The organism is Streptomyces sp. NPDC057438, assembly GCF_042802995.1.
GTDB lineage: Bacteria > Actinomycetota > Actinomycetes > Streptomycetales > Streptomycetaceae > Streptomyces.
The window spans coordinates 1-25349 of the sequence record NZ_JBHVDD010000042.1; the positions used below are offsets into that span (position 1 = coordinate 1).

The 25349-nt window shown below is 71.0% G+C and carries 23 protein-coding genes and 5 pseudogenes; 9 read left to right on the forward strand and 19 right to left on the reverse strand.

Going from position 1 to position 25349, the window contains the following annotated elements; translation table 11 throughout:
• Window positions 1–402, forward strand: a pseudogene (locus ACFU5F_RS22680) (hypothetical protein); the annotation flags it as partial.
• Between the two features lie 93 nt (window positions 403–495).
• Here the strand turns inward: ACFU5F_RS22680 and ACFU5F_RS22685 are convergent.
• Complete coding sequence (locus ACFU5F_RS22685; protein ID WP_383890135.1) at window positions 496–903, reverse strand: peptidase inhibitor family I36 protein; 408 nt, start codon at window positions 901–903, stop codon at window positions 496–498.
• A gap of 560 nt (window positions 904–1463) precedes the next feature.
• On the opposite strand from ACFU5F_RS22685, the gene ACFU5F_RS22690 reads away from it, so the two are divergent.
• Window positions 1464–2108, forward strand: a complete 645-nt coding sequence (locus ACFU5F_RS22690) for a hypothetical protein (RefSeq protein ID WP_383890138.1) — start codon at window positions 1464–1466, stop codon at window positions 2106–2108.
• A 517-nt stretch (window positions 2109–2625) separates the two neighbouring features.
• Here the strand turns inward: ACFU5F_RS22690 and ACFU5F_RS22695 are convergent.
• On the reverse strand, window positions 2626–3681 hold the full coding sequence (locus ACFU5F_RS22695; RefSeq protein WP_383890141.1) for a replication-relaxation family protein: 1056 nt from the start codon (window positions 3679–3681) through the stop codon (window positions 2626–2628).
• Between the two features lie 117 nt (window positions 3682–3798).
• The gene (locus ACFU5F_RS22700; protein ID WP_383890144.1) at window positions 3799–4269 is read right to left on the reverse strand and encodes a hypothetical protein; all 471 of its coding nucleotides are present in this window, start codon (window positions 4267–4269) and stop codon (window positions 3799–3801) included.
• Between the two features lie 251 nt (window positions 4270–4520).
• On the opposite strand from ACFU5F_RS22700, the gene ACFU5F_RS22705 reads away from it, so the two are divergent.
• Window positions 4521–5072: a putative immunity protein gene (locus ACFU5F_RS22705; protein WP_383890147.1), complete on the forward strand. Its 552-nt coding sequence runs from the start codon at window positions 4521–4523 to the stop codon at window positions 5070–5072.
• Here ACFU5F_RS22705 and ACFU5F_RS22710 read toward each other — a convergent pair.
• Window positions 5038–5756: pseudogene (locus ACFU5F_RS22710) on the reverse strand (IS6 family transposase). The gene ACFU5F_RS22705 and the pseudogene ACFU5F_RS22710 sit on opposite strands and share 35 nt — an antisense overlap.
• A gap of 415 nt (window positions 5757–6171) precedes the next feature.
• Here ACFU5F_RS22710 and ACFU5F_RS22715 point away from each other — a divergent pair.
• Window positions 6172–6384, forward strand: a pseudogene (locus ACFU5F_RS22715) (DUF6233 domain-containing protein); the annotation flags it as partial.
• A gap of 92 nt (window positions 6385–6476) precedes the next feature.
• Window positions 6477–6709 (forward strand): annotated as a pseudogene (locus ACFU5F_RS22720) (helix-turn-helix domain-containing protein); the annotation flags it as partial.
• 33 nt (window positions 6710–6742) lie between these two features.
• Here the strand turns inward: ACFU5F_RS22720 and ACFU5F_RS22725 are convergent.
• The 12 genes from ACFU5F_RS22725 to ACFU5F_RS22780 all read right to left on the reverse strand — a co-directional run bounded on the left by ACFU5F_RS22725 (window position 6743) and on the right by ACFU5F_RS22780 (window position 18799).
• Window positions 6743–7420: a LysE family translocator gene (locus tag ACFU5F_RS22725; protein WP_383890149.1), complete on the reverse strand. Its 678-nt coding sequence runs from the start codon at window positions 7418–7420 to the stop codon at window positions 6743–6745.
• A gap of 109 nt (window positions 7421–7529) precedes the next feature.
• Window positions 7530–8789 carry an aspartate aminotransferase family protein gene (locus tag ACFU5F_RS22730; protein WP_383890152.1) on the reverse strand — a complete coding sequence of 420 codons (1260 nt, stop codon included), beginning with the start codon at window positions 8787–8789 and terminating at the stop codon, window positions 7530–7532.
• A gap of 71 nt (window positions 8790–8860) precedes the next feature.
• Entirely contained in the window at window positions 8861–9361 is a 501-nt protein-coding gene (locus ACFU5F_RS22735; protein ID WP_383890155.1) for a flavin reductase family protein, read from the reverse strand.
• Window positions 9358–11028, reverse strand: a complete 1671-nt coding sequence (locus ACFU5F_RS22740; RefSeq protein WP_383890157.1) for an amino acid adenylation domain-containing protein — start codon at window positions 11026–11028, stop codon at window positions 9358–9360. Before ACFU5F_RS22740 ends, ACFU5F_RS22735 begins: the two co-directional genes overlap by 4 nt.
• Before the next feature lie 5 nt (window positions 11029–11033).
• Window positions 11034–12050: a hypothetical protein gene (locus ACFU5F_RS22745; RefSeq protein ID WP_383890160.1), complete on the reverse strand. Its 1017-nt coding sequence runs from the start codon at window positions 12048–12050 to the stop codon at window positions 11034–11036.
• A 105-nt stretch (window positions 12051–12155) separates the two neighbouring features.
• Window positions 12156–12881: a 4'-phosphopantetheinyl transferase family protein gene (locus ACFU5F_RS22750; protein WP_383890162.1), complete on the reverse strand. Its 726-nt coding sequence runs from the start codon at window positions 12879–12881 to the stop codon at window positions 12156–12158.
• Window positions 12874–14043, reverse strand: coding sequence for an acyl-CoA dehydrogenase family protein (locus tag ACFU5F_RS22755; protein WP_383890165.1), 1170 nt, complete (start codon window positions 14041–14043; stop codon window positions 12874–12876). Before ACFU5F_RS22755 ends, ACFU5F_RS22750 begins: the two co-directional genes overlap by 8 nt.
• Window positions 14040–14297 (reverse strand): acyl carrier protein, encoded by a 258-nt coding sequence (locus ACFU5F_RS22760; protein WP_383890168.1) that lies wholly within the window; start codon window positions 14295–14297, stop codon window positions 14040–14042. Before ACFU5F_RS22760 ends, ACFU5F_RS22755 begins: the two co-directional genes overlap by 4 nt.
• 66 nt (window positions 14298–14363) lie before the next feature.
• Window positions 14364–15695, reverse strand: coding sequence for a type III PLP-dependent enzyme (locus ACFU5F_RS22765; RefSeq protein WP_383890172.1), 1332 nt, complete (start codon window positions 15693–15695; stop codon window positions 14364–14366).
• A complete protein-coding gene (locus ACFU5F_RS22770; protein WP_383890175.1) occupies window positions 15688–17277 on the reverse strand; it encodes a class I adenylate-forming enzyme family protein in 1590 nt (529 codons plus the stop codon). The genes ACFU5F_RS22765 and ACFU5F_RS22770 overlap by 8 nt, the downstream gene beginning before the upstream one ends.
• A complete protein-coding gene (locus tag ACFU5F_RS22775) occupies window positions 17274–18533 on the reverse strand; it encodes an acyl carrier protein (RefSeq protein WP_383890178.1) in 1260 nt (419 codons plus the stop codon). Before ACFU5F_RS22775 ends, ACFU5F_RS22770 begins: the two co-directional genes overlap by 4 nt.
• Complete coding sequence (locus ACFU5F_RS22780; protein ID WP_383890180.1) at window positions 18530–18799, reverse strand: acyl carrier protein; 270 nt, start codon at window positions 18797–18799, stop codon at window positions 18530–18532. The genes ACFU5F_RS22775 and ACFU5F_RS22780 overlap by 4 nt, the downstream gene beginning before the upstream one ends.
• 924 nt (window positions 18800–19723) lie before the next feature.
• Between ACFU5F_RS22780 and ectA the strand changes: the two genes are divergently transcribed.
• The 3 genes from ectA to ACFU5F_RS22795 all read left to right on the forward strand — a co-directional run bounded on the left by ectA (window position 19724) and on the right by ACFU5F_RS22795 (window position 21685).
• Window positions 19724–20287, forward strand: coding sequence for a diaminobutyrate acetyltransferase (gene ectA / locus ACFU5F_RS22785; protein ID WP_383890182.1), 564 nt, complete (start codon window positions 19724–19726; stop codon window positions 20285–20287).
• Window positions 20284–21132 (forward strand): enoyl-CoA hydratase-related protein, encoded by an 849-nt coding sequence (locus ACFU5F_RS22790; RefSeq protein ID WP_383890184.1) that lies wholly within the window; start codon window positions 20284–20286, stop codon window positions 21130–21132. Before ectA ends, ACFU5F_RS22790 begins: the two co-directional genes overlap by 4 nt.
• A 121-nt stretch (window positions 21133–21253) precedes the next feature.
• Window positions 21254–21685: a hypothetical protein gene (locus ACFU5F_RS22795; protein ID WP_383890186.1), complete on the forward strand. Its 432-nt coding sequence runs from the start codon at window positions 21254–21256 to the stop codon at window positions 21683–21685.
• A gap of 45 nt (window positions 21686–21730) precedes the next feature.
• Here ACFU5F_RS22795 and ACFU5F_RS22800 read toward each other — a convergent pair.
• The 3 genes and pseudogenes from ACFU5F_RS22800 to ACFU5F_RS22810 all read right to left on the reverse strand — a co-directional run.
• Window positions 21731–22345 (reverse strand): annotated as a pseudogene (locus ACFU5F_RS22800) (haloacid dehalogenase type II); the annotation flags it as partial.
• A 92-nt stretch (window positions 22346–22437) separates the two neighbouring features.
• Window positions 22438–22932, reverse strand: coding sequence for a lamin tail domain-containing protein (locus tag ACFU5F_RS22805; RefSeq protein ID WP_383890188.1), 495 nt, complete (start codon window positions 22930–22932; stop codon window positions 22438–22440).
• A gap of 984 nt (window positions 22933–23916) precedes the next feature.
• Entirely contained in the window at window positions 23917–24636 is a 720-nt protein-coding gene (locus ACFU5F_RS22810; RefSeq protein WP_383890191.1) for an IS6 family transposase, read from the reverse strand.
• Window positions 24637–24831: 195 nt separating this feature from the next.
• Between ACFU5F_RS22810 and ACFU5F_RS22815 the strand changes: the two genes are divergently transcribed.
• Window positions 24832–25203 carry a hypothetical protein gene (locus ACFU5F_RS22815; RefSeq protein WP_383890194.1) on the forward strand — a complete coding sequence of 124 codons (372 nt, stop codon included), beginning with the start codon at window positions 24832–24834 and terminating at the stop codon, window positions 25201–25203.
• Window positions 25204–25349 lie beyond the last annotated feature (146 nt).

Consider the following 25349-nt stretch of genomic DNA (forward strand, 5'->3'; position numbering starts at 1 on the left):
GCCGCCGCCGACGCCCTCATGGACCGGCTCCCCGAGAGCGAGCGGTCGGACACCTGGCTGACGTACGGCGAGCAGAAGCACCACGTCCACCTCAGTCACGCCTTCACCACCCTCGGGGACACCCGCCGCGCGAACGAGAGCCAGCAGCGCGCCTTGGAGCTGTCCGCGCCGACCAGCGCCATGACGCGCACTCTGCTGAACATCGACGGCGCCGCCTGCGCCCATCACGACGGCGACACCGAGCAGGCGTGCAGTCGTACGGTCGCCGCCCTGACCGCACTGCCCGTGGGCTACCGCACCGGCCTGGTCCGCCGTCGCGCCCTGGACCTGTACGAGGCGATCCCCGCCCAGCACCACCGCGAGCGCGCTGTACGGGAACTACGCGACGTCGTGGCCGGCTGACAACGACTACGCCCACAGCGGGCGGGCCAGGCCGGTCCCGCCGCAGTGACAGCAGTCTCCCTCCTCGGGCCGCTCGATCGGTGCGGCTGTCGGCTATCCGATGGTGTACGGGAGGAACTGGACGGAGGAGGCCACGTCGTTGAAGCCGTTGCCCCGGTTGAAGCTGATGGACTCGCCGGGCAGCAGTGTCACGGGCACCCCCTTGAAGTCGTAATCGGGGTAGATCCGGACGATCAAGCGGCTGTTGTTGACGGCGGAGCTGGCCGCATCGTTGAAGTTGTAGTCGTTGAGGTTGGTGATGTCCTCGGTGGTCCGCAGGATGCGGGCGTTCGTGGGGACGTTGTAGTCCCAGTTGTCGTAGAGGCAGACGTAGCTGCGGGTGCATGCGTCGCGGCCCTGGCCTCGGATGATCGAGGCGTCGGCGGAGGCGGGAGCGGCCGCCGTCAACATGGCGGCGGTGGTGAGCGCGATGCTTGCCGCGAGGCGGACTGGAGTCTGCATGGTCAGCGTCATCCTGCTTTCCGGTAGTGGAGGGGGCGGCGGGGCCGACGGCAGCACTGATGCGGCGCGTACGCGAGGGGGCAACACGGCACGCGTACGTTCCGGGCAATTGCGAGAGCCAACGACACCTGCGACCCGCGAAGTCACAACCAGCATTCTCGTGACCGAAAGTAGCGGCAATACTACTAATGGTAGTGGTTGGTGAATTGAGACATCGTCACGCCGACGCGGTCGCCAGCTCTGCGCGCCCTCACACCCCCTTGCCGGCCCCTCACCGCCGACAGTCCTCACGGCAGCATGACCACCGAACCGGAGCAAAGACTCCCCCCGCCGTGGTGCCCGGTACAGCCTCAACGAGGCCTTTCACTTCTGCGGGCCCCCTTCCCGCCCCCGTTCGTCGGCTCGTGCACAAGCGCCCGGCGGTGGCCTCAACCAACGGGCCCGCATGAGTGGCGGGAAAGTGATCGCCCAATCGGATGGTTGAAGCGTTGAGGCGTGTCACGAGGGTGAAGCGGGACAGGTTGCGGGCGTCCCATTCGTCCTTTGCGAAGGAGCACATCATGCGTGTACGCCGATCCATGGCCAAGGCGACCAGTACGGCTGCCGCCTGCCCGAGCCGCCGGCGGTGGCGCCGGACGGCTGTTGCTGCGGCCGCGGTGTGTGCCGCGCTGGGTGGCGTGCTGGGTGCTGCGACGTCCGCAGCGGCTGAGGTGTACGGCGGCACCGGAGAAGTCCGCAACGCCAGCACCGGCCGACACATCGGAACCTACGCCAACGTCGGCCAGGTGCTTGCCGCGTTCACCGATGCGAACTGGTCGCACTCGACCGACAGGAGCTGGACCTTCACTCCACGCGAGCACGACAGGTACTACAGCATCCAGAGCACCACCAAAGGAACGTGCTGGACCCGCAGCCCGAGGCCGGCAGCCGGTGGCGACTGGGAACGGTACGGCCCATGGGTTGTCACCCTGGCACCGTGCAACCCGAACGCCACGAACCAGCAGTTCCAACTGTGGTCGGAGCCCTACCCGGCACCGCGTGGGACGGTCTCCATCCACCCCCGGGACAACATCTCCACCGTCCTGAGGCAAACCAGCACCCCCCTCGGCGACGAGGGCACCTGGAACGCACTGAGCCTGGAGAACCCCCAGCACACCAACGACGAGCTCTGGACGGTACCCGTCCCTCCCAACGTCGGCTGGTGAGCCCATACACCTCTGGCACGTCCTGCGGCATTGAGGCAACAGCGAGTCCACTCGTGACAGGTATGCGCCGGCCTCTCATCAAAACCGTCAGCAGAGCGGCCGCAAGGCCCATGGCCAGCCGAACCGACTAGCCCGCTCATCAGCAGGAAAGGATCACCGTGGACCCCACCCCCGAACAGATCCGCGCCGCTATCCGATCAGCCCGCACGCGGTGCACACGAAGTACGGGCAGCGTTCCTCTCGGGGAACCTCGGTCACCGGGAATCTCCTTCAGAACGGCTACGAGTCACAGGTTCTGGCACCGCTTGGCGGTGTAGCTGCGCGGACTCGCGCGAATCGTCCACGGTGTCTGCGGCGTTGGAAACCCTATCGGCCCGGGCGGGCTGTGGTTGGGACTCCGGGCCAACCGGCCGGCCCCGCGCAGACGTGAGACACGTCGACGGAACAGGCCGCAGAACGACGCTCCCCCACTGCTGTTGTGGGAGGGAGCGTCGTCGTCTCGGCGGGCCTGCTCCCCTCAGCGGCCTACGGGCTCCGGGTAGCGCCTGCGGCGCCGGTCCGGGTCGTCGACGCCGATCTCGTACCAGGGTTCGCCGCGCTGGAGCCGGGGCAGGGTGTTCACCCAGACCGCGACGGCGATGCCCTTCACGTCGTCGGCGAGCGCCTTCAGGCGGTTGTCGAGCAGGCGCTCCTCCTTGCCCGCCAGGACGGCGTGCAGCCGCGGGAAGGTCTGGGAGCGGGTGTAGCGGTGGCGCTGCCAGAAGGGGAAGGTGCGGCCGTTGGTGCCGCGGGCGCCTTCCCAGACGCGGTGTCCGGCGTAGCGCTCGTAGTCCCAGACCTCCTTGGCGAGGCGGGCCTGGGACATGGTGCCGTTGTCGAGCTCGAAGAGGCGCACCTCGCTGGTCTTGGTCGGCCATGCGAGGACGGCGTCGGTGTTGAAGCTCAGGCCGGTCTCCTTGATGGCGTGGTTGACCTCCACCTGCCAGTCGGTCAGATGGTCCCGGCCACCGAAGGCCAGGATCATGTCCGTCACCGCGACGCCGTGCGGACCGAACCCGGCCTTCACCGCCTTCGCGCCGGTGCCGGCCTTCGGTCGGGGAGGCAGCTCGTTGCCGTCGGCCAGAGCCTTCTGTCCCGCCGGAGTCAGGTTCCAGATCGGGTGCTTGCCGTCCTTGCCGTTCGTCTCCGCCAGCCCGAGCTCAGCCAGCTTGTTCATCGCTCTGCGCACGTACGACCGGCCGTCCGACTCCTCTTTCCTGATCACCTCAGCCATCTGCCGGACCGTGGCTATCCGCACGCAACCCGGCATTCGCAGCGCATCGGCACGCACCTTCATGGCCGGAGTGGACTTCTTCCCCTTCGCTGACGTCTCAGGGGAAGGGAGAGAGGTGTCAGCGTGTCGGGAGGCCCCCTGGCGGGCGGTGTGAGCTGCGGTGATGGGAACGACGTTGGAATCGTTCGCGGCACCGTTCACGGCACTGGATTCCTGGCCGCCCAAAGGCCGCTCGACACCCCTTGACCAGGTCGGGCGCGGCTCCGGCTCGGGCTGCCGGGCGCTGCTGGTGTCCGTCATGACGAAGCTCCTCACACAGGTGGCGCGGAGGTCCGGATGGAATCCCCCGTCACCTGGTAGAGGTGTGGCGAAAGTCGACGGTGTGACGCTCCACTGAGTGCCGTTACCGAGCCGTGATCATCCGGCGGGCGCGGCGCAGAGCTCGGAGACGATCGCGAACGAGGTCGTCACCATCGGCACCGCCATGGCTGGCGGCATCACCGCGTGGGTGGTCTGGCCGTGCGCCATGCCGTTGCGGATCTGCCGGCCATAGTCGAGGTACTCCGCCTGCCGGGCCGTCAGGATCCCGTCGGCGGCGCCCTGCTTGATGAGCTGGTGCAGCGGCTTCTTGCCCGCGTCCGGGATCCGGTCGCGCAGCACGATCTCCACCGCGATCAGGGAGTGCATGACCGCCACGGTAGAGAACTCGTAGCAGTAGTAGGACTGGCGCAGCAGCTCGCGGGCCGTACGCAGGACGGTCGCCGCGGCCTCGGGCACGCCGTCGGGCACGACCAGGTCCTCAACGAGGTCGTGCATGTCGGCGTAGCTACCAACGAAGTAGTGGGCGCGTTCGTCCGGGACCGGGAACGGCAGCCGCTGCGTGGTCATCTCCGCAGTCTCCCAGCGGCGCGCCCCGCCCGGCAGCGGCTTTTCCTCGTCGTCGCTCAGCGTGCCGGGACGGAGATTCTTTCCCCATCAAAATGGGCGGTATGTCGCACGTAGCGGACCAGGTCAAGACATCTCAGGGGGCCAAGAAGTCAAGTCCGACGATCCTGTCCGCGTCGGAGGGCCAGTCGGTATGAGCGGCCGAGACCGACTTCCTGCCGCGCTGTCCGGAGGGAATCAACGAGGATGGCAGCATGACAGGGGAAGCGAGCGAGGTCGTTTTGAGCAAGCAGGATCTTCGTGCGGTCACCGCGTTCGCCGCGGCTTCTGCGGAGGTCGTGCTGAAGATATTCGAGGCTGATCAGCCAGACGACTCGCGGCCTCGAGATGCCATCGGTGCCGCGTGGGCATTCGCCCGGGGCGGCGAGCGCGGGAAATCTTTGCGCGACACAGCGTCGGCGGCACTCAAGGCAGCCAAGAGCGCCCACACTGCGGCTGCGCGCGAGGCAGCGTGGGCAGCGATGTCTGCGGCAGGCGCCGCCTACCTGCATCCGCTGGCCAAAGCCACCCAGGTCAAGCACATTCTGGGAGCCGGCGCTTATGCGGCCAGAGCGGCCGAACTCGTCGCCGCCGACGACCGGAGCGTCGGTGCTGAGCACCTTGAACGGACGGTGCGTCGTGCAACACCGGTCGTGGCGTTGTCACGTTGCTGGATGTGGGGGTGTCTGACGGTGTGCCGGGGCGTGGAGGAGTCGGGTTCCGGCTGTGTGCTCACGGCGCGGTGGGCAGGCCGGCGGCTCCGGTGATCTGCTCCCAGATCGCGAAGCGGACGGTCATCTCGGCTCGAGAGTGGGATGCGGGGATCAGATGGCGGCGGGGCCGGAAGTGGGGCGAGATGCCGCTGAACGCGGACAGAAACCGCTGTGCTCCGCCCACCGAGCGGAAGCCTTTCATCGCCCGTTCGCGCTGCCTCGTTGGCTGGTGACTGTTTTCCGCCCGGTTGTTCAGGTACTTCGACTACCGGTGCTCGACGGAGGGCATGACCTCGCGGTGGGCCGCACCGTAGGAGCGGAGCTTGTCGGTGACGATCACCCGCGGCACCGCACCGGTCTTCTTCAGCAGCCTGCGCAAGAAACGCCTGGCCGCGGCCTTGTCCCGGCGGTCCTGACGAGGATGTCCAGGACGTTGCCGTCCTGGTCGACGGCCCGCCACAGGTACCGCTGCTCTCCGTTGATCTTGATGAAGACCTCGTCCAGGTGCCATTTGTCACCAGGCCGGAGCTGCCGGCGGCGCAGTGCGCCTGCGTACCACTGCCCGAACTTGGCGCACCAGCGGCGCACCGTCTCGTACGAGACGACGATCCCCCGCTCGAGCATGAGCTCCTCGACCTCGCGGAACGACAGCGGGAAGCGGTAGTACAGCCACACGCAGTGGGAGATGACCTCGACCGGGTACCGGTGCCCCTTGTACGACAGCGACACGACCCCCACGAACAGCCCCCTCCAGCACGATCCAACCAGAAGATCATCCCACCCGGTCAACCAACGTGACAGCGCCTTCCAACGACCAGACCACTGACCATCCACGCCGGAAGCCACGTGATCAAAAACTCTTGGCAGACTTCTGAGCCAGCCCGAGGGCTTCCGCATCACCTACCTACAAGGCTCACTCCAGAACGCGTGGCCCCGTTCCTCAACGAACTGCGCACGCCCGGCACCGCAGTCAAAACCACCGCCTTGACCCAGAGTTCACCCAAGCAATGGACAACGCGCGGCAATCCGGCTCGGGGGCAATGGCTGGCCCTACCACCCCGGGCCGGTCGAAGACCGCACGGTTGCCAACGGGCAAGCGTTGCCGATGAGCAAGCGTTGCCGATGAGCAAGCGTGCTATGGCTGAAGCCGTCGCCCACGTCGGTGGTCCGCGAGGTCCTCGGGGAGCGCCGGCCTTCGGGGTGGGTGCTCGCCAAGGTGCGCGACGGGCGCGGCCCGGCCTGGTCCGTCCTGCACGCACCGGACTGCGAGGAAGCACCGGCAGGTGCGCCGCTGCTCGATGTGGACCGCGCCCTGGACGCGGCAGAGCACCCAGGCACCCGGCTGTGCTCCCTGTGCTCGGCCGCAGCCAGCTCGGCCTGGATGCGGTCGGCCTCCTCCCGCAGCCCGTCGACTCGACGGCGAGCGGCGAGCTCGTGTTTTGGGCCCGGCTCGACGCCCTGCCGCCGAGCCGACGCGATCGTCTCACGGAGACGCTGCGCGTGCACATCTCCACCCGGGTACCCGCTGAGCAGGTCGGCGAGGCGCTGGGCGTCCACGCCCAGACCGTTCGCTACCGCCTGCGGAACCTCGACACCCATCTCGGCGACCGCCTCGCCGACCCCGACCACCGCTTCGCCCTGGAGCGGCCCTGCGCTCCCTGCGTCCGCGGGGCGGCGGCGGGGCGCAGTGACCGGGCGGTGACCCGTCCCGGTCGGCGGCAACCTCAGGCTGCCGCGGCGACGCCGATGCCGATGCCGATGAACAGCCAGCCGGTCGTCATTTCCCAGCGGTAACGGACCTTCGGGCGGGCGAGGAACGCCCGGAGTCGCGCGGCGACGGCGACCAGGGCGAACCAGTAGGCGACGCCGATGACGATGTCCAGCGTCCCGAGGAAGAAGATCTGCCGCGAGGTGGAGCCGCCGCCGTGGACGAACTGCGGCAGGATGCTGAGGAAGAACAGCGCCGCCTTGGGATTGAGCACGTTGGTGAGGAAGCCCTGGGTGAAGCCGGACTGCCACCGGCCGCGGGCCGGCCCGTCCTGCTCCTTTGGAGTTCGCGGGCCGGTGCCGTCCTCCAGGCCGCCGGTCGCCTCCCGCCCGGCGGCCCGCTCACGGGCGGCCCTCCGCGCGGCCAGCACGGCCCGCACTCCCAGGTAGACGAGGTAGGCCGCGCCCAACAGCTTGATGGCGTCGTAGACCGCCGGCGAGCGGGCGGCGATCAGGGACAGTCCGGCCGCGGCGGCGAGCATGTGCACGCACAGTCCGGTCTGGGCGCCCAGCGCTGCGGCCCGGCCCTTGGCGGGATGCTCGGTGGCCGACCGCACCACCACGAGGAAGTCGGGGCCGGGGACCACATACGCCACCAGTACTACGCCGAGGAAGCCGACGAGGTCGACCGACATCCGTTCTCCCTTTCGTTGGCCCCGCGGCCGGTTCTTCGCCGGCCCTGTGGCCGGTTCGCCGCGCGAGGGTCGTGCATCGTGCGTGCAAGAGCAGGCTGCCCGGGTCCGGTCAGGCCGCGAGGGTCCGCCTGCCGACCGTCGAGGCGACGGACTCGTCGAGTATCCCAAGGCCCAGTTCCAGTTGCCCGTCCGCCACGGTCAGCGGCGGCAGGACCTTGGCCACCTCGTCGTTGGGCCCGGCCGTCTCCAGCAGCAGGCCGCCGCGGTACGCGGCGTCGCACACCTCGCGGGCCGCGCCCGGTCGGCGGAACGGCAGCCCCCAGGCCAGACCGCGTCCGCGCGGGGCGGGCAGTCCGTACCGGCGGGCGGTGTCGGCGAGGGCGCGGCCGACCCTCTCGCCCAGCGCCATGGTCCGGTCCTCCAGCGCGCCGTCGGACCAGAACAGCTCCAGCGCCCGGGTCGCGGTGACGAACGCCGGGTTGTACCCGCGGAAGGTGCCGTTGTGCTCGCCGGGCTTCCACACGTCGTACTCGGGACGTATCAGCGTGAGGGCCATGGGCATCCCGTACCCGCTGATGGACTTGGACAGGCAGACGATGTCGGGGACGATTCCGGCGGGTTCGAAGGAGAAGAACGGTCCGGTGCGCCCGCAGCCCATCTGGATGTCGTCCACGACCAGCAGCGTGCCGTGTTCCTGGGTCCAGGAGGCCAGCGCGTGCAGCCAGGCCGGACGGGCCGGGTTGACCCCGCCTTCGCCCTGCACGGTCTCCACCACCACGGCCGCGGGGAGCCCGTCCTCGGCGACGCCGTCGAGTGACCGGACCAGCCGGGCCACCGTCTGCTCTTCGTCGTCCGCGAGATCGTCGAAGGGCACCGGCACGGTGTACGGCAGCGGTACGCCCGCCCCGGCGCGCTTCATCGGGTTGGCGGTGACCGCCAGCGCCCCGAGCGTCATGCCGTGGAAGCCGCGCTGGAAGTAGGCGACGGCGTGCCGTCCGGTGACCTTGCGGGCGAGCTTGAGCGCGGCCTCGACCGCATTGGTGCCGCCGGGTCCGGGGAACTGGACGCGGTAGTCCAGGCCGCGCGGCGCGAGGACCAGGTCGCGCAGCCGTTCCAGGAAGACGCGTTTGGCCGCGGTGTGCATGTCGAGTCCGTGCGTGACGCCGTCGCCGGAGAGGTATTCCAGCAGCGCGGCCTTCAGTTCGGGCGGATTGTGCCCGTAGTTGAGCGCGCCGGCGCCGGCGAAGAAGTCGATGAAGGACTCTCCGGACTCGTCGCGCAGCACGGCGCCCCGTCCAGTGGTGAACACGGTGGGCCAGGCCCGGCTGTAGCTGCGGACCTCTGATTCCATGGTGCCGAATACGCTCATGCTCATCCCTGTCAGATGCGGGTGCGGGTGTGGGGTGCTGATGCGAGTGCGGGGTGCCCGTGCGGGTGGGGTCAGAGGGCCACGGCCTGCTGGTGGCGCTGGTAGAGCACCAGGGCCTGGGCGGTGGGGTCCTGGGTGGTCCACAGGACGCGGCCGATCAGGAGGGTGTGGTCGAGTGCGGTGGGCGCCTGGTCGAGGCGGCACACCACGGTGGCGACGGTGCCCTCCAGGGCGGGGCAGCCCTCCTCGTCCCGGTAGGGGACGCCCTCGAAGCGCTCCGGTGCCGGCAGCCGGGCGAAGCGGTCCATGAGGCCGCGCTGCTGCCAGCTGAGGATGTTGACCGCGAAGCCGCCGTGGTCCCGCACGTGCCGCACGGTGCGGCCGCTGCTGGCGAGCGAGACGAGCACTGAGGGCGGCTCGGTGGACAGGGAGAGCACCGCGTTGGCGGTGCAGCCGGCCGGGCCGTCCGGGCCGGCGGTGGTGATGACGGCGACGCCGGTGGCGAGCTGGGCCATGGCGGAGCAGAATTCCTCGCGCTCGGGCAGCGCGGTGCGCGTGCTGGTCGCGGTCACGAGACCGGGTTCCTTTCGGTAGAGGCTGCGCGGCGGGCCTCGGAGGCGGTCCGGTCCGCGGGGACGGGGCGGGGGGTGCCGGGCGTGGTGGGGCGGGCGGTGTCCAGGGCGGCGAGGACGGCCTGACGGTCGGTCTTGCCGTTGAGGTTGAGCGGCAGCTCGGGCAGGCGCAGCAGGGTGCGGGGCACCATGTAGGCGGGCAGCCGCTGCTGCAGGGCCGCCAGCAGCGGCGCGGAGTCGCGGGCGTCGCCGGTGTAGACGGCCTGGAGGACGGGGGCGGACCGGTCGGAGCGGGCCACCACGACGGCGTCGGCGACGCCGGGACAGGAGCGCAGTGCCTCCTCGATCTCGCCCAGTTCGACGCGGTAGCCACTGATCTTGACCTGGCTGTCGAGGCGGCCCAGGTGGACGAGCCCGTCGCCGTCCCGTGCCACCCGGTCCCCGGTCCGGTACCAGTGGGCCTCGGTCAGCGCTCCGCCCTCGTAGGGCGTGAGGCCCGTGCCGGGCTCGCCGCCGGCGAAGCGGCCCGGGTCGTCGGCCGGGTCCAGGTAGCCGGGGAACCGCTGCGGGCCGCGAACCAGGAGTTCTCCCTCGTCGGCGGGACGCATCCGCTCGTCCACCACCAGGGTCTCGGCGCCGGGGTGGGCGGTGCCGATGGGCAGGGTGCCGTTGGCGGTGCGCGGCCAGTCGGCCGGATCGGCAGGGAGGCGGTAGCCGGTGCAGGTGACGGTCAGCTCCGTGGGGCCGTAGAGGTTCTCCAGGCGCGCACCGGGGGCGGCCGTGGCGAACGACCGGGCCTGGTGCAGGGTGAGCGGTTCACCGGCGAAGGCCGCGTAGCGCAGCGTCGGCATCGAGTCCGGCCCCAGCCGCCGCAGCCGGGCGGCGAGCGAGATGACCGACGGCACGGAGAACCAGTGGGTCAGCCGGTGCCGCGCCACGAATCCGGCCGGGTCCATGAGTTCGTCCCGGGTGGGTACGACGAGGGCGGCGCCGGTGCTCCAGGCCACGAACATGTCGAAGACGGACGGGTCGAAGGTCAGGTCGAAGGTCTGCGAGAGCCGGCTGTCCGGCCCGGCGCCGGTCCGTTCGACCGCGTGGTCCAGGTAGGCGTCGGTGTTGGCATGGCTGATCACCACACCCTTGGGCCGGCCGGTGGAGCCCGAGGTGAACAGGATGTAGGCGGTGTCCTGCGGACCGGGTCCGGGGAGAGCGGACAGGTCGGGACCCACCGTGGAGCCCGCGGTGTTCGCGGTACCCGTCGTGTGCGTGCGGGAGCCGGTGTCCGTGAGGGCGACCGGGAGCAGTGGCGCGGCCTGTCCCGCCGGGACGGCGTCGCATGCCGCGTCGGCCACCACCAGGGCCGCGCCGGACTGCCGTACGACGGTCTCGTTGCGGCCCGGCGGGGACGCCGGGTTGAGTGGCACCACCGCGGCTCCCAGCCGCTGCACCGCCAAGTAGGCGGCGTACGTCATGGGTGTCCGCTCCGCCAGCAGGGCGACGCGGCGGGGTGGCGGGCCGGCGCACAGCCGGGCGGCCAGCGTTTCGGCGTGCGTGCGCAGTTCGGCGTAGGTCAGCGTGGTGGAACCGGTGGTGAGCGCGGGGCGGCCGGGGTAGCGGACGGCCGTGCGGGCGAAGCGGTCCCACAGGGTGAGCGTGGACGTCGGCACCGGGATCACCTTTCCTGTCGTTCGGGTGACGTGACCGTGGGACGCGCCGTGGGAACGCCGTAGCCGTGCGCCGCGTGCAGGGGCGAGGCCGCGGCCTCCAGCTCCGCCAGCGCGGTGAACACGCCGCTGACCAGGGAGGGCCGGGGGCGGCCGCGGCGGGCCGAGTTGGCGGCGAACCGGAGCATCCGCGGCAGCTCGCGCCACTTCGCGGTGGTGGCGTCGACGGTCTCGCGTTCCGCCGGGGACAGCTCCGCGCCCGCGGCGGCCAGCAGATGGGCGTCGCGGAACATGTGGTGCTGCGCGGCCGCCCAGACGTCCTCCAGCACGCCCCGCGAGCCTTCGCCGTCCATGTCCGCCAGCAGTAGCCGCGCGGTCTCCTCCAGGGCGGCGGACCCGGTCAGCCAGGACCCGCGGGGCAACTGCTCCCCGGTGGCGCCCTCTTCCTCGGCCAGCCACTGGTAGGTCTCGTGCGGCGGCAGCGTGACCGGGAAGCCGAAGGCAAGGGAGTTGCGCGTGCGGTGCACTCGCGACAGCCCGCGGGGGAAGGCGAGCAGCGCCATGAACTCCGCCTCGGACAGCTCGCCCGAGAACGGGTCCTGGGAGCCGCCGCCGCTGAACAGGGCGGTGAAGCCGTCCACCACGTGCCAGTTGCCGTCCGGGGCGCGGCCGTCCACCAGGATCAGGTGCGGCGCGTGGTCGTCGGCCGCACCGGTCAGCCAGGGCAGCGCGCCGCTGTCGGCGACCACCAGCACCCTGTTGCGTTCGGCCAGTTCGGCGGCGATGCCCGTGCGGGCGGCCTCCGCGTCGAGGACGCCCCGGTAGCCGAGCCTGCGTCCGCCGGGCAGGTTGTTCAGAGCACGGTCGTGGTGCGAGAAGCTTGCGGTGGACGGGTCGACCGCAAGCCGCACGGACCGGGCCAGCAGGTCGGTGGAGTCGGGGGCGCGGGCGGACAGGTAGGCGGCGAGGTTCTCCGTGTAGCAGCTCAGGCCCACGCTGTCGGGAACTTTCGAATCGGTACGCATCGGATCCTCCGCGAAACAGAAACGGTGATACGGCGGGCCCGTATCCCGTGCCGTGCCTCCCGTGTCCTACGGGACGGGACGGACTGGCCGGAACGGGGTGTGGTGTCAGGTCGGCTGGGCGGCCGGTCCGTAGGCGCAGGCCAGGGCTGCCTTCTCGCCGCCCGCCGGGGCCGGCTGGGCAGCGCGGCGCCAGAGCAGCGCACCCCAGGACCCGGCCTGGCCGTCCGGCTCGGCCCGCACCCGCCAGGGAGCACCGGACAGGCCCGTGCCGCGCGCCTTCACACACGCCTCCTGGACGGTCCATATCCTGGCGAAGACCTCGGCGGCCGGCTCGGGCGACAGGGACGCCAGCCGCAGCGCCGTCTCCGGCGGGCAGCAGCGGCGGACCATCGCGGACGACGGTGGCCGGGGCACCTGCACGTCGACACCGACGTCCAGTCCGACGCCGACGGCGGCCGCCACGTACGGGCCGCTGTGCGAGATGCTCACCCCGGTCCGGGGCGAGCCGGGCAGCCTGGGCCGGCCGCCCGGCTCGGGGACCACCGGCGCGCGGGCGTCGGCCTCGCCGGTGACGTCGGCGAGGAGCAGTCGCAGCAGCACCCGGCCGGCCAGGTGTTCGCGGGCCCGCCAGGCTGCCATCGCGGCGGCCGACGCGTGCTCCTCGGGGCGCAGCCGGTCCAGGGCGGCGGGCGTCGCCAGCACGGCGTCCGTGCGGGCCAGGGCGACGGTGACATCCGGAGCCGGTGCCCACAGGCGGGCGACGGGGCCACGGGCTGGACGGCCGGTCCCGGCCCCGGTCCCGGCCGACCGGAGGGCGACGGTGTCAGACAAGGGTGGTCTCCTGGTCCAGCAGGCTCAGCGAACCGTTGGCCAGGTGCAGCCGGTCGTTGCCGTAGTTGAGTGAGGCGGAACGCAGGTCACGCAGCGCGCGTTCCAGGGCCAGCGGCTGGTTGCGCAGATAGCCGTGGCGCAGTCCGACCAGCTCGATCAGCTCCTCCACGGCGGCCGGGCACTGCTCGGAGGCCGTCACCTTCAGGGCGTTGACGAGCAGCTGCCAGGGCGCGCCGCCGCGCTCCCGCTCGGAGAGGGACGTGTACACGTCGGCGGCGTGACTGAGCATGGCCTGTACGGTGTCGACGCGCTGGCGGGCCCGGGACAGCCGGGTCAGCAGCAGCTCGCTCTTGAGGTCCCGGCGGCGCCGTTCTTCGGGGCTGCGCAGCATCCGCACGGTGCGGGAGAGCGCGCCGGCCGCCGTTCCCAGCCAGCAGGCGCTCCAGCCGAGGTGGGCCAGCGGGGCGAAGACGTCGACGGTCACCCGGCGGAAGTCGCCGTGGGCGCCCACGACCTGATCGTGCGGCACCGCGCCGGTGAACCGCATCGGAACACTGTGCGTGCCGCGCATGCCCATGGGGTCCCAGCCCCCGAGCACCTGTACGTCCAGCTGACCGCGCTCGGCGTAGACCAGCGACACCTGGCCATCGGAGCCGGCTCCGGGCGCGAGAACGGTCATCAGATAGGCGTCCGCGTGAGCGCCGCCAGTGACGATCGGCGCCATTCGGTCCAGCTCGATGAGGTCGCCCTCGCGCCGGGTGCCGGTCTCGGAGCTGAGCAGATGCCCGCCCTTGCCGGCCTCGGTGGTGACCGATCCCAGGTACAGGTCCCCCCGGGCCACCTTCGGCAGCACCCGCTCGCGCAGTTCCTCGGAGGCGTGGTGGACCAGCGCCGCCACCTGCTGGCCGTGCATGGCGAACACCATGGCCGCCGACATGTCCTGACGGGCGATCAGCTGCGAGACGGCCAACAGTTCGGGGACGGTGCCGTCCAGGCCGCCGTAGCGGGCCGGGACCAACAGGCCGAGGAGGCCGGAGGCCCGCATCGCGGTCAGGCCCTCCACCGGGAAGGACGCCTTCTCGTCACTCTCGGCGGCGTGCTGCCCGACCGTGGTGAGCACGGGTTCCAGGCGCTCGGCCAGCGCCGGGTCGAGGGCCTTCACCGGGCGTCCGTCAGAGAGTCGGAGCGTGCGTCCTGCACGGCCGACCACAGGGCGCCGGCGGTCTCGAAGTTGGCGTCCGTGAGCTGGTCGTCGGGGAGGGTCACCCCGCAGTTGTCCTCCAGGTCGAAGACGAGGTCGATGGCCTGCATGGAGTTGAGCCCCAGGTCACGCAGCCGGTCCTCGGGCCGCAGCTCCTGCTCGGGGGCGAGGTAGCGCAGGTGGGGGCGAAGGGTGTCGACGAAAGGCTGGTCCATGGTGATTCTCCTAGCTGGGTCGATCCTGATGGATTGGTCCGGACGGTCCCGAGTCGGTACGGGTGGTCAGCCGTCGCCGCGCCGGACGAAGATCAGCTGGTCGCTGCGCAGCACACGGCCGCCGTCGGTGACGACCTCCAGCGGGGCCGGATGGCCGAGGAAGAGCACGAGGCTGGCGTGCAGGCCGTAGGCACCGGTGTTCGGCACGGCAAGCAGGTCGCCGGGGGCGACGGTGGGCAGCGGGTGCGACCGCGCCCAGGTGTCGAGCGGAGTGCACAGGGGGCCGCAGATCATCGCGGGGCCGGACGGTTCGGTGGGGCTGCCGGGGTCCGCCGTATGCGTATCCGGTGCGTCGGCGTCCTCCGGTCGGGTGCCGTGGGGCCGGACGACGTCGGGGTGCAGCGGTGGTACCCGGCGCAGGCCGGCCATGCCGCCGAGGTGGTTGATGCCGGTGTCCAGGACCACGACCCGCTGCCCGTGGGAGGACTTGACGTCCAGTACCCGGGTCAGCAGCTGCCCGCAGGTGGCCGTCAGGTAGCGGCCCGACTCGAAGGCCACCGTGGGCATTTGCCGGCGCCAGCCGGGCAGTGCCTCGTCCAGCCGGTCCGCCAGGCGGCCCGCGAGGCCCGGGTAGGCGGGCAGCTCACCGGCGCGGGCGTACGGGGCGCCGAAGCCGCCGCCGAGGTCGATGGTGCGCAGAGGCACAGCGAGTGCGTCGCTCAGGTCGCGCGCCACGGTGATCGCCTCACCGAAGGAGCTGTCGAGGGCCTCCTCGTCGGCGATGTTGGTGGCCAGATAGAGATGGAGACCGTCGATCCGGGCGTGCTCGCCGCCGGTGTACCGCTCGGGACGGGCGGCGATGTCCTCGGCGTCGGCGCCGAACGCCGAGGGGTCCCCGGTCATCCGCAGTCCGGCTCCGCGGGACCCGCCTCCGGGGTTGACGCGCAGCAGGTAGCCGACGCGCACGCCGTGCCGGGCGGCGGCGCCGTCCAGTTGGCCGATGCCGTGGACGGAGTCCACCGCGAAGTCGCGTACTCCCGCCTTGAGCGCTTGGTCGAGGTCCTCGTCGCGTTTGCCGGGGCCGGTGTAGAGGATGTCGTGGGCCGGGACCCCGGCCTCCAGGGCGGCATCCAGTTCGCCGGGCGAGCTGACCTCGGCCCGGCAGCCCAGCGCGTGCAGGGTGGACACCACGGCCGGGTGCGGGTTGGCCTTGAGCGAGTAGTACAGCTCGCTCGGCTCCGGCAGCCACGACCTCAGCCGGGCGTGCGCGGAGCGCACCACTGCCAGGTCGTAGACGTACGCCGGGGTCGCCGTGCCGGGCGGCACGGGCGCGGTGGACGGCTGGTGGGCGGAGGCGTGCGCGGCCGCGGGTCCGCCGCGGGAGACGGTGTCAGTCACGGACGGCCTCCGCGAGCTGTCCGGCCAGTACGGACTTCGCGGTCTTGCCGTTGGCGTTGACCGGCAGCGCGTCGACCGCGTGGCACACCCGGGGCACCTTGTAGTCCTCCAAGTGTTCGCGCAGCCGGGGCAGAACGGTGGCGGGGTCGGCCGTGCCGGTGACCACCAGGACCGCCTCGGGACGCGAGCCGTCGGGTGTCAGGACGGCCGCAGTGCTGACGTCCGGCAGCCGGCGGGCGGCGGCCTCGACCTCGATGGCGCTGACCCGGAAGCCGTCCTGCTTGTAGATGTCGTCGCGCCGGCCGGCGAAGTACAGTCGGCCCGCTTCGTCGGTCCATCCGTAGTCGCCGGTGCGCAGTTCGGGGAAGAGTCCGTCGCGGCGGGGGAAGCGGGAGGCGGTGAGTTCGGGCCGGCGCCAGTAGCCGGCCATGACGTTCGGCCCGCGCACGGTGATCTCGCCGACCTCACCGGCCGGCAGCCGTTCGCCCTCCTCGTTCACTACGAAGACCTCGGTACCGGTCAGCGGGAGTCCGCAGCTGCCGGGGCGGATCAGGTCTTCGTCCGGCTCGGCGATGGTGAGACGCTTGCACTCGGTGAGCCCGAACATCAGCTGTACGCGCAGACCGGGAAGCACCTCGCGCAGTCCGGTCGGGATGTCGGCGGGCAGCGCGGCGCCAGTGTTGGTGAGCAGTCGCAGCTGCGGCCGCTCACCGCCGCGCCTGCGCAGCAGCCTCAGCAGCGCGGCGGACACCGGCGGCACGGCCGGCAGGACGGTCGCCCGGCTGCGCACCAGGTTGGCCAGGAGTGCCGGGCCGGACTCGGTGGCCGAGCCGAGCCACACGTGGCTGCCCGCGAGCGCGGAGAGGAACACCTGGTACAGGCCGTAGTCGAAGGAGAGTGGCAGCGGGCAGTAGACGACGTCGTCGGCGCGGTACGCGAGGCGCTCGGCGATGGCGTGGACGGCGAACATCATCTGCTGGTGGGTGGAGACCACGGCCTTGGGCATGGCGGTGGTGCCGGAGGTGTAGATCAGGCAGACCGGATCGACCGGCAGCGGTCCGCCGTCGACGCCGTCGTCCTCCGCCCGGCCGGCTTCGTCCGTGGCGTCGGTCGCCGGCTCCTGGCCCGCCACGGCGTCCCGTACAGCGTCCCGTACGACGTTGAGGTCCTCCGGAGCGGCCACGACGACCCCGGCCTCGCGCACGGCGTCCCTTGTGGCGGGCGACGCGGCGATCGCGAGGGCCGGTTCACAGTCGGCTAGTACGTGACGCAGGACGTCGCCGCGTACTTGCTCGTGCAGGACGGAGAACACGACGCCGAGCCGGGAGGCCCCGAACAGCAGGGGCACCAGGAGAGGGCCGCCGTCGCTGGTCACCACCAGCCGGTCGCCGCGGCGCAGTCCGCGGGCGCGCAGCTCCCTCGCGCAGCGGTGGCTGGCGCGGACCAGTTCGGCGCGGCTGAGGGTGAGGTTGCCGCAGGTGACGGCCGGGGCGGCGGGGTCGGTGGTGGAGGCGGTGGGGGCGTCGAGGAGTTCGTGCAGCACGGTGGCGTTCGGGACGGTGGCGTGCGGGCGGGTGCTCACCGGTGGGCCACCTCCGTCCCGGTGGTGGTGCGCAGCACTAGGTCGACGAGTCCGTCGACGTGTCGCAGGACGGCCGGTTCGAGGTCGCCGGGGGCGAACTCGACGCCGTAGGAGTCCTCCAGGCGTTCCACCGTCTCCACCATCTGGAAGGAGGCGAAGCCGTCGAGGCGGCTCAGGTCGTCGGTGGCGGCGACCGCCTCCGGTGCGGCGCCGAGGACATCGGCGACGGTCTCCACCACCGTCCGGCGTACCTCTGCGGGTTCCTGGGGCATGGTCTCTCCTGGTCCGGTGCCGGCTGCTGCCACGGCGAACCGGGCGTCCGCGCGCAGCAGTTCGACGAGGCTGGTGTGGATCTGCGGGGGTACGGGGCGGCCGCGCTGGACCCGGCGTGCGGCCAGGTAGCACTGGCCGGCCAGGTCGTCCCAGGCGGCGGCCTGGTCGCGGGCGGTGTGCGCGAGCGTGGAACCCGGCGCGTGGTGGGCCGCCCAGGCGGCGTGCAGCCGCCGTGAACGGTTCAGCAGCCAGGTCTCCAGCAGCAGTGCCGTGCACGCCTCCTGCTGGTCCGGGTGGTCGCGGTAGGCGGCCGCGTAGCGCTCGGGTGTGTCACCGGCCAGCAGCAGGTCCGCGTCCCGGGCGTTCTCGGCGAGGGTCTCGGACACCGGCCGGCGGGCGGGCGGTGCGGGGCGCACCGTCACCGGCAGGACGGACGAGCCGTTGAACAGGGCGGCCGCCTGCGAGCGGTCGTAGGCGCACACCACCGGCTCCGCCCGGCCGTAGGGCGTCTCGTTGTCGTAGGCGTCCACCGCCTCGACAGTGCCGCCGTCCGCCACCCGCAACAGCACGCTGTGGTCCATGTGCTGGTGGCCGTGGTAGGGCAGCCACGGCATGCGCCAGGCGTCGCCCACGATGTACAGGGGACTGCCGTCCTCGGGGAGCAGGTCCAGCAGCGCCCGGCCTTCCGTCAGCGGCCGACGCGTTTCCAGGACGAGCCCGAGAGGGCTGCCCATCCATGCGAGCTGGTCGGCCGGTGTCTGCTCGACGGTGGGCAGGCCGCCGTCTTCGCCGAAGCGCGGGGCGAACCGCAGCCGGCCGCCGAGTGCCAGGTGGGCGCCCGGTCCGTGGGTCGCATGGGCGAGGACGGCGGCGTTGACCTGGATGCAGTCCAGCGCCGTGGTGTCGATGGCCCGGACGGCCTCGGTCAGCGGGTCGGTGGCGGAGGCCTGTGCCGGGGCGGAGGGCTTCGTCGAGGTGCTCACGCGACACGCTCCCCGGGCTCGGCCGTGGTCCGCACGATGTCCACCAGGTCTCCGACCGTGTAGACGGCAGCGAGCCGCTCGTCGGGGATGGTGACGCCGTAGGAGTCCTCGATGTCCTCCAGTACGTGCACGATCGCCATCGAGTCCATGCGCAGGTCCTGTTCCAGCCGGGTCTCGGGCGTCACGGCGGCCGGTTCGGCGGGAGGGTGTTCGGTGCGCGCCCGGATCAGCGGGGTCAGGGCGCGCAGGACGTCGTTCGTGGTCATCAGTGAAGGTCTCCTCCGCGTACGGCTGCGGAAAGGTGGGGATGGTGGGCAGGCGTGTGACCGCGGTCGCCGTCTCTACGGGCGCGTGGTCGCCGTCGCCTTCGGTGCGGGCGGGTGTGCCGGGTGGGCGTACCGGGCGCGGCCGACGGGCCACGCCTCGGTGCACGGTGGGCAGAGTGCGCGGACTGCGCACAGCAGCACGGTGTGCCGGCCCGGTGTTCTAGAAAACGCGGTACGGGATTTTCTGGTGGCTTCTCACGACTCGACGAGGGCGGCACGACAACACAGGCGTCCTGAGAAGGCGGGCTCGGCGAAGAGGGTTCCGCGCCAGGACATGCTCCTCATACAGAAATCGTTCCATTCGTCGTTGTTCCCGCCTCGGCAGGACCGTCCGTCGAGTTGACGTGATCGAAAATACGACTAGCCAGGCTAACGGTATCCATGCAGAACACATCGAGGAGTGTCCGAAAGGAAACAGCGGAAGGATCTTGTCCATTTCAAACCGGCGGGTGAAGATCGTTCGACCGGATGTCGACCGTTCCGCGGAAGCAGCTAGTGACAAGCCGTTAACCCGCGCCCACCACCTGCACAACGAACCGCCCGAAGCGTCACGCCGGTCATCCGAAGATCTTCGTTGCCTCGCGGAAACCAGCCAGAGACAGTTTTCGGCAGTTTCCCCGGGACTGACACGGGGACCCTGTGGTGTACACATATCCCGAAGGTCCTGGCGTGATCCGCATTCCCCGTGTTAGACAGTTTTCACGTCTTTGCGCGCCCCGGGAGAAAGGACTCTCCGGGCGCCGGCAGGCACGCGTTCGCGCGGTTTGACGCGGCCCACACGCCGTTCCCAGCGCGGAGCAAAATTCCGGTAAGAACTTTCCCCTTGCATTCTTTGCCGTGCCATCGAATCCCTGAAAGGCTCCCATGACCGACTCCGACGCCCCTCACCTCACCCTGCGCAGCCCGCGCCTGGCGGACGCCCCGGCGGTATGGCGGCTGGTGCGCGACTCCGACATCCTCGATACCAACAGCCTCTACTACTACAATCTCTGGTTCCGCGACTTCGCCGACATGTCCATCGTCGCGGCGACCGACGACGGCCGGATCGCCGGCTTCGTCACCGCCTACATCCGCCCGTCCCGGCCCGACACCCTGATGGCCTGGCAGTCGGCCGTCGCTCCCGATCACCACGCGCCCGGCCTCGCCGTACGGATGATGCACGAGCTGGCCGACCGCGCCGCCGGCCACGGAGCCACCTGCTTCGAGACCACGGTCAACCCGGGCAACCGCGCCGTCGCCCTGATGATGCGCAGGTTCGCCCACGAGCGCGGACTCGACGTCCACACCGAAGTCCTCTTCCGCAGCGAGGACTTCCCCGCCGACGAGGCGCACGCCCATCCTCCGGAGGTGCTCTACCGGATGACTCCCGCCGTGCCGGCCCCGGCCGCAGCCGGGCCCGCCGTCGCGGCCGTCGCGAGCCGTCGATGAGCGACACACCGTTCCATGTCACCGTGGCCGACGGCCTCGCCCTCGTCACCATCGTCGGCAGCGGCAAGGGGAACGCACTCGGCGGCTCCTTCTGGGACGATCTGCGCGACTTCATGGAGCAGGCCCGCCACCGGGACCACATCCGCGCCATCGCCCTCACCGGCGAGGGGAGAACCTTCTCCGTCGGCATGGACCTGCGCTGGTACGTCGTACGACTCCGCCGTGCGCAGCGCGCACGGGACCGCTCCTTCATGGACGCCGACGTACGCCTCCTCCAGCAGGCGGTGACCGCCGTCGCCGACTGCCCCAAGCCGGTCGTCGCCCTCATCGACGGCGAGTGCACCGGAGCCGCCCTGGAACTGGTCAGCGCCTGCGACATCCGCTACGCCACCCGGCAGGCCCGTTTCGCGCTGCCCGAGGCCGAGTTGGGCGTCGTGGCCGACCTGGGCGGGCTCCAGCGACTCCCGCTGCTGGTCAACCAGGGACATCTGCGCGAGCTGGCGTTCACCGGCCGCACCATCGACGCCGAACGCGCGAACCGTATCGGCCTGGTCAACGACGTGTTCGCCGACCCCGCAGCCCTGCACCACGCCGCCCGGCAGTTGACCGACGACCTGCGCCGGCATCCCGCACACGTCATGGAGGGCATCAAGCGCACCCTCGACACCGTCCACCAGGACGGTGTCCGGCAGGGCCTCGACCACTCCGCCCGATGGAACAGCACCCACACCGGGCCCGACGGCCTGGGCCAGGCCATGAGCGCCCGGCTGCGAAGTCCCGCCGTACCGGCCGACAGCGGCCGTCCGGCTCCCGAAGGCGCCCGCGCCATGAGCCCACATGTCTAGCCCACACACCTAGCCCGCACCCGCAGCCCACTCCCAACCCCGTACCGCCGCACCGGCCCGCCCCACGCTTGGCGTCAGACGACATGGCGTCACACGGCATCGAGCTTCGAGGAGTACCCGCATGAGCCAGCCCACCCCGGTACGGTCCCGGCCACGCCCCGCTCTCGTCCGTGGCCTCGCACCGCGCTTCGCCCTCCTGATCGGCGACCCCCGCGTGACCTCCGCACTCCAGGTGTCCTGCGTGGACGACATGATCGACGTCCGTTACCCCGAGAGCCACATCAGCTGCCGCCTGCTGCTCCAGCCGGCCACCGGCCGACTGCTGTGCGCCTTCCACGTCACCCACCTCGCCCTCGACGGCTCGGCCGAGGAACGCCACCGGATGGACCTCACGCTCGACGGCCCTCCGGGGTCCGCCGCGCAGCGCGAGGCCATCCTCCACCGACTCCACGCGTTCCGCTGCGCGGCCACCGCGTCCCGCGTCCGCGTCGCCACCCGCGTCCTCGGCCGCGCGAGCCGGCCGCTCGGACACGCGTATCTGACCGCAGCATGACCGGACCGAGTCCTGGCGGAACGGCGACAAGCCACGACCCCGCCCTCAGCCCAACACGCCGTCCGCGAAGTCCAGTTGGCCGGCCGGATCGGCCAGGTCATCGGCGTACAGGTCGAACCTGTCCGCGGTGGCGGGCGGATCGCCGACGCTCCGGGCGACATACGCGCAGCGCAGGCCGTGGCGCTGCGCTCCGCGCAGGTCCCAGGCGTGGGTGGCGACCATGAGCAGCCGCTCCGGCGGTCGCCCGGACGCGGTGACCGCCAGCCGGTAGATGGACGGGTCAGGCTTGTAGGTGCCGGCCTCCTCGGCGGACAGAGCCGTGTACCACCGCAGACCCGCGTGGGCGCTGAGCTCCAGCAGGGATGTCCGGCTCGCGTTCGACAGTCCGATCAGCCGGTACCGCTCGGCCAGCCGGTCGAGCCCCGCCACGGTGTCGGGCCATGGCGGGAGCCGACGGGCCGAGCCAACCAGCTCCGCCGTCAGCGCGGGGTCGGCGCCGATGGCGTCCACGACGAGCCGGGCGGCCTCCCGGTCGAGAACGTCGCTGGGCGCGTACGGCCGTGCGCCTTCGCGGACACGACGCTACTCCGCGTCGGCGTGCCTCTGCCACAGCGAGAGGAGGGCTTCGGCCTCGGACGCGCCGAGTGCCGGATCGAGCGCGCTTCCAGGCCCGGGCCGCCATGGCCCGGGCGCGCCGCCGTCTCACGTGCGTGGGCGGGTGGCATGGTCAGCCGTCCACGCGGTGGGCAGCGTCAGTGGCGGGCGTCGCCGCGGTCGTGGTGACGGTCGCGGCCCCAGGACTCGTCGTCGACGAAGCGGCCGCGGTCGTTGCGCAGGGTGGCGGTGTCGGAGCGGTTGTCCCAGACGTAGTGGCGGCGGTCCTGGAACAGGTCGGTGAGGGTGTCGCGGCCCTCACCGGTGTGGATACGGACCGTGGCGCGGCCGGCCAGGCGGTAGTGGTCGAAGGTGTAGGTGCGGCCGGAGTCGTCCTGGAGGGTCCAGCCGTCGAGGTTGACCGCCCTGCGGGTGGTGTTGGTGAGTTCCACCCACTCCTTGTTCAGCGAACGGTTGGAGCGGTCGTCGCGTCCCGGGGAGTCGTACTGAACAGCCGAGATCTCCACCCTCGGGTGGTGCGGGCGGGCGTGGCCGGCCGCGGACGCCGGCATGGCCGCCACCGAGACCAGAGCACCGGCCGCGAGGGCTGCGGCGGCCAGACGACGGGCGGTGTCAGAAGCGGAAGCGGACAAGAAGTCCCCCTCATCGTTGCGGGCACCTCTCCCCGCAAGCGGCCTTCACGGCCACCCGTAGGAATCGTAGCGGTGTGCGGGTGGCGACCGGCCGGCCGCCCACACACACCCTGTCCACCTCGTGCAGGAGTTGAGGCGAAAACATGGACCGTGTTACCTATTGCCCATATTTCTGTGACTCTCAACTGCATCATCCACGTATGCCGCTGCCCCCCGGCGTTGACGACCCAGCACGACCCCACCCCCGTGCAGGAGTTGCCCCAGTCCCCGCAGCGCCACACCACTCCACCCCGCCACCATGCGAGCCGTCACCCGAAAGTGAGTAACAGCCCCCGCGCTCACCTAAGCCGCGGGCGAGCCGGAAACGGCACACACACCAGAACTCCGGAAGAAGCCACAGCCTCATGCCGATACCGGCCGGGGCAGGGCAGCCAACCACTCGCCGGCCTCACCGAAACCCACCAGGTCGTCCACCCGCACAAGCAGCACACACACCCGCGACGCCTCCGGCCGGTGGCGCCACCCCGCACGCCAGCACCGCGCCCGCCCCGGCCTCTCCCCCACCACCAACCGATACGAGAAACCGCTCCTGGACAGCTGCGCTCACGGAGCTGGACGTGCGCTGGGCGTGACACCGGTCGCTGTTGGTCGTTGAACCGGACGGTCAAGCGAAGTGCACTGAGAGGCCCCGGGCGTCATCGCCCGGGGCTTCGTGCTGTCGGCGGTTCTCTCTGTCTGGACCTGGGCACGCCTGCAACGCGAGGTGCGACACGGGTGCCTGGATCCCCTTCCCGAGGCATCGCTGCAGTTCAGGAGTGAAACACGCGACGGTGTTTCACTGGCCGCGCTTCAGTGCCAGGGGCCAGCGCCGGGCTTGGTGAAAGCTCTGCGGCCCCGGGAACGGCACGGCGTTGTCACGTTGTTGGGCGTGGGGTTGTCTGACGGTGTGCCGGGGCGTGGTGGAGTCGGGTTCCGGCTGTGTGCTTACGGCGCGGTGGGCAGGCCGGCAACGCCGGTGATCTGCTCCCAGATCGCGAAGCGGACGGTCATCTCGGCTCGGTAGCCAGCAGCGGTCATCAGATGGCGGCGGGGCCGGAAGTGGGGTGAGATGCCGCTGAACGCGGACAGGAACCGCTGGGCCCCGCCCACGGAGCGGAAGCGTTTCATCGCCCGTTCGCGTTGTCTGGTGGGCTGGTGGCTGTTTTCGGTCCGGTTGTTCAGGTACTTCGACTGCCGGTGTTCGACGGAGGGCATGACCTCGCGGTGGGCCGCGCCGTAGGAGCGGAGCTTGTCGGTGACGATCACCCGCGGCACCGCACCCGCGTTCTTCAGCAGGCGGCGGAAGAAGCGTTTGGCCGCGGCGGTGTCCCGCCGGTTCTGTACGAGGATGTCGAGCAGCATCCCGTCCTGGTCGACGGCCCGCCACAGGTACCGCAACCGCCCGTTGATCTTGATGAAGACCTCGTCCAGGTGCCATTTGTCACCAGGCCGGGGCTGCCTGCGGCGCAGGGCGTTGGCGTAGGTCTGCCCGAACTTGGCGCACCAGCGGCGGATGGTCTCGTAAGAGACGACGATCCCGCGCTCGAGCATGAGCTCCTCGACTTCGCGAAACGACAGTGGGAAGCGGTAGTACAGCCACACGCAGTGGGAGATGACCTCGACCGGGTACCGGTGGCCCTTGTACGACGGCGGCACGGCCCCCACGAACAGCCCCCTCCAGCACGATCAACCAGAAGATCATCCCATCCAGTCAACCAACGTGACAGCGCCCAGCAGACCGGATGCCACAAGGCGGCCATAGTGAAACCGTGAACCTCGACGAGGTACCAGCGGCGGCACTGTGGGACCGGGTGGTCGCGGCGCGCCGGTGAGGTGCAAGCTCAGGCGGACATGTCCCGAGTGGTGCTGTCCCTCGCCCGCATGGACGGCGCCCGCGTCCTGGTCGTCGGGACGGACCAGCCGCTTGGGCCGTCCAAAGGAAGCCCCGAATGCGCCGCCGGGGAAGAACTCGCCGATGACGGATGGCTGGTGTGCACGGCGAACATGACCGCTGCCGCGGCGGACGCCGCTCTGCGCGACCTCAGAACATGGGCGGCCATGGCCGGTGTGACCGAACCCGAGGCGATGCGCACGGCCGACTGGCCGGTGCCGCTGCTCCGCAACACGTACATGCTGAATGGCCCAGCAGACGAGGAGTTCAGTCAGGCGCGCATAGCGGCAGGGGTGCCGCTACACCCAATCTTCGCCGACGCTCCGGACGAGGACGGCTGACCGGAGGCCGAAGCGAAGATCAAGTGCTTAGCGTTGCTGGCTGTTCTGTTGGTCCAGTATCAAGGCCGGGGACGTCCGTAGCCCTTCGATCTGAAGGTACGGGTGCCCAGCGAAGCGGCCGAAGGCCTGCACCGTCTCCCAGGTCG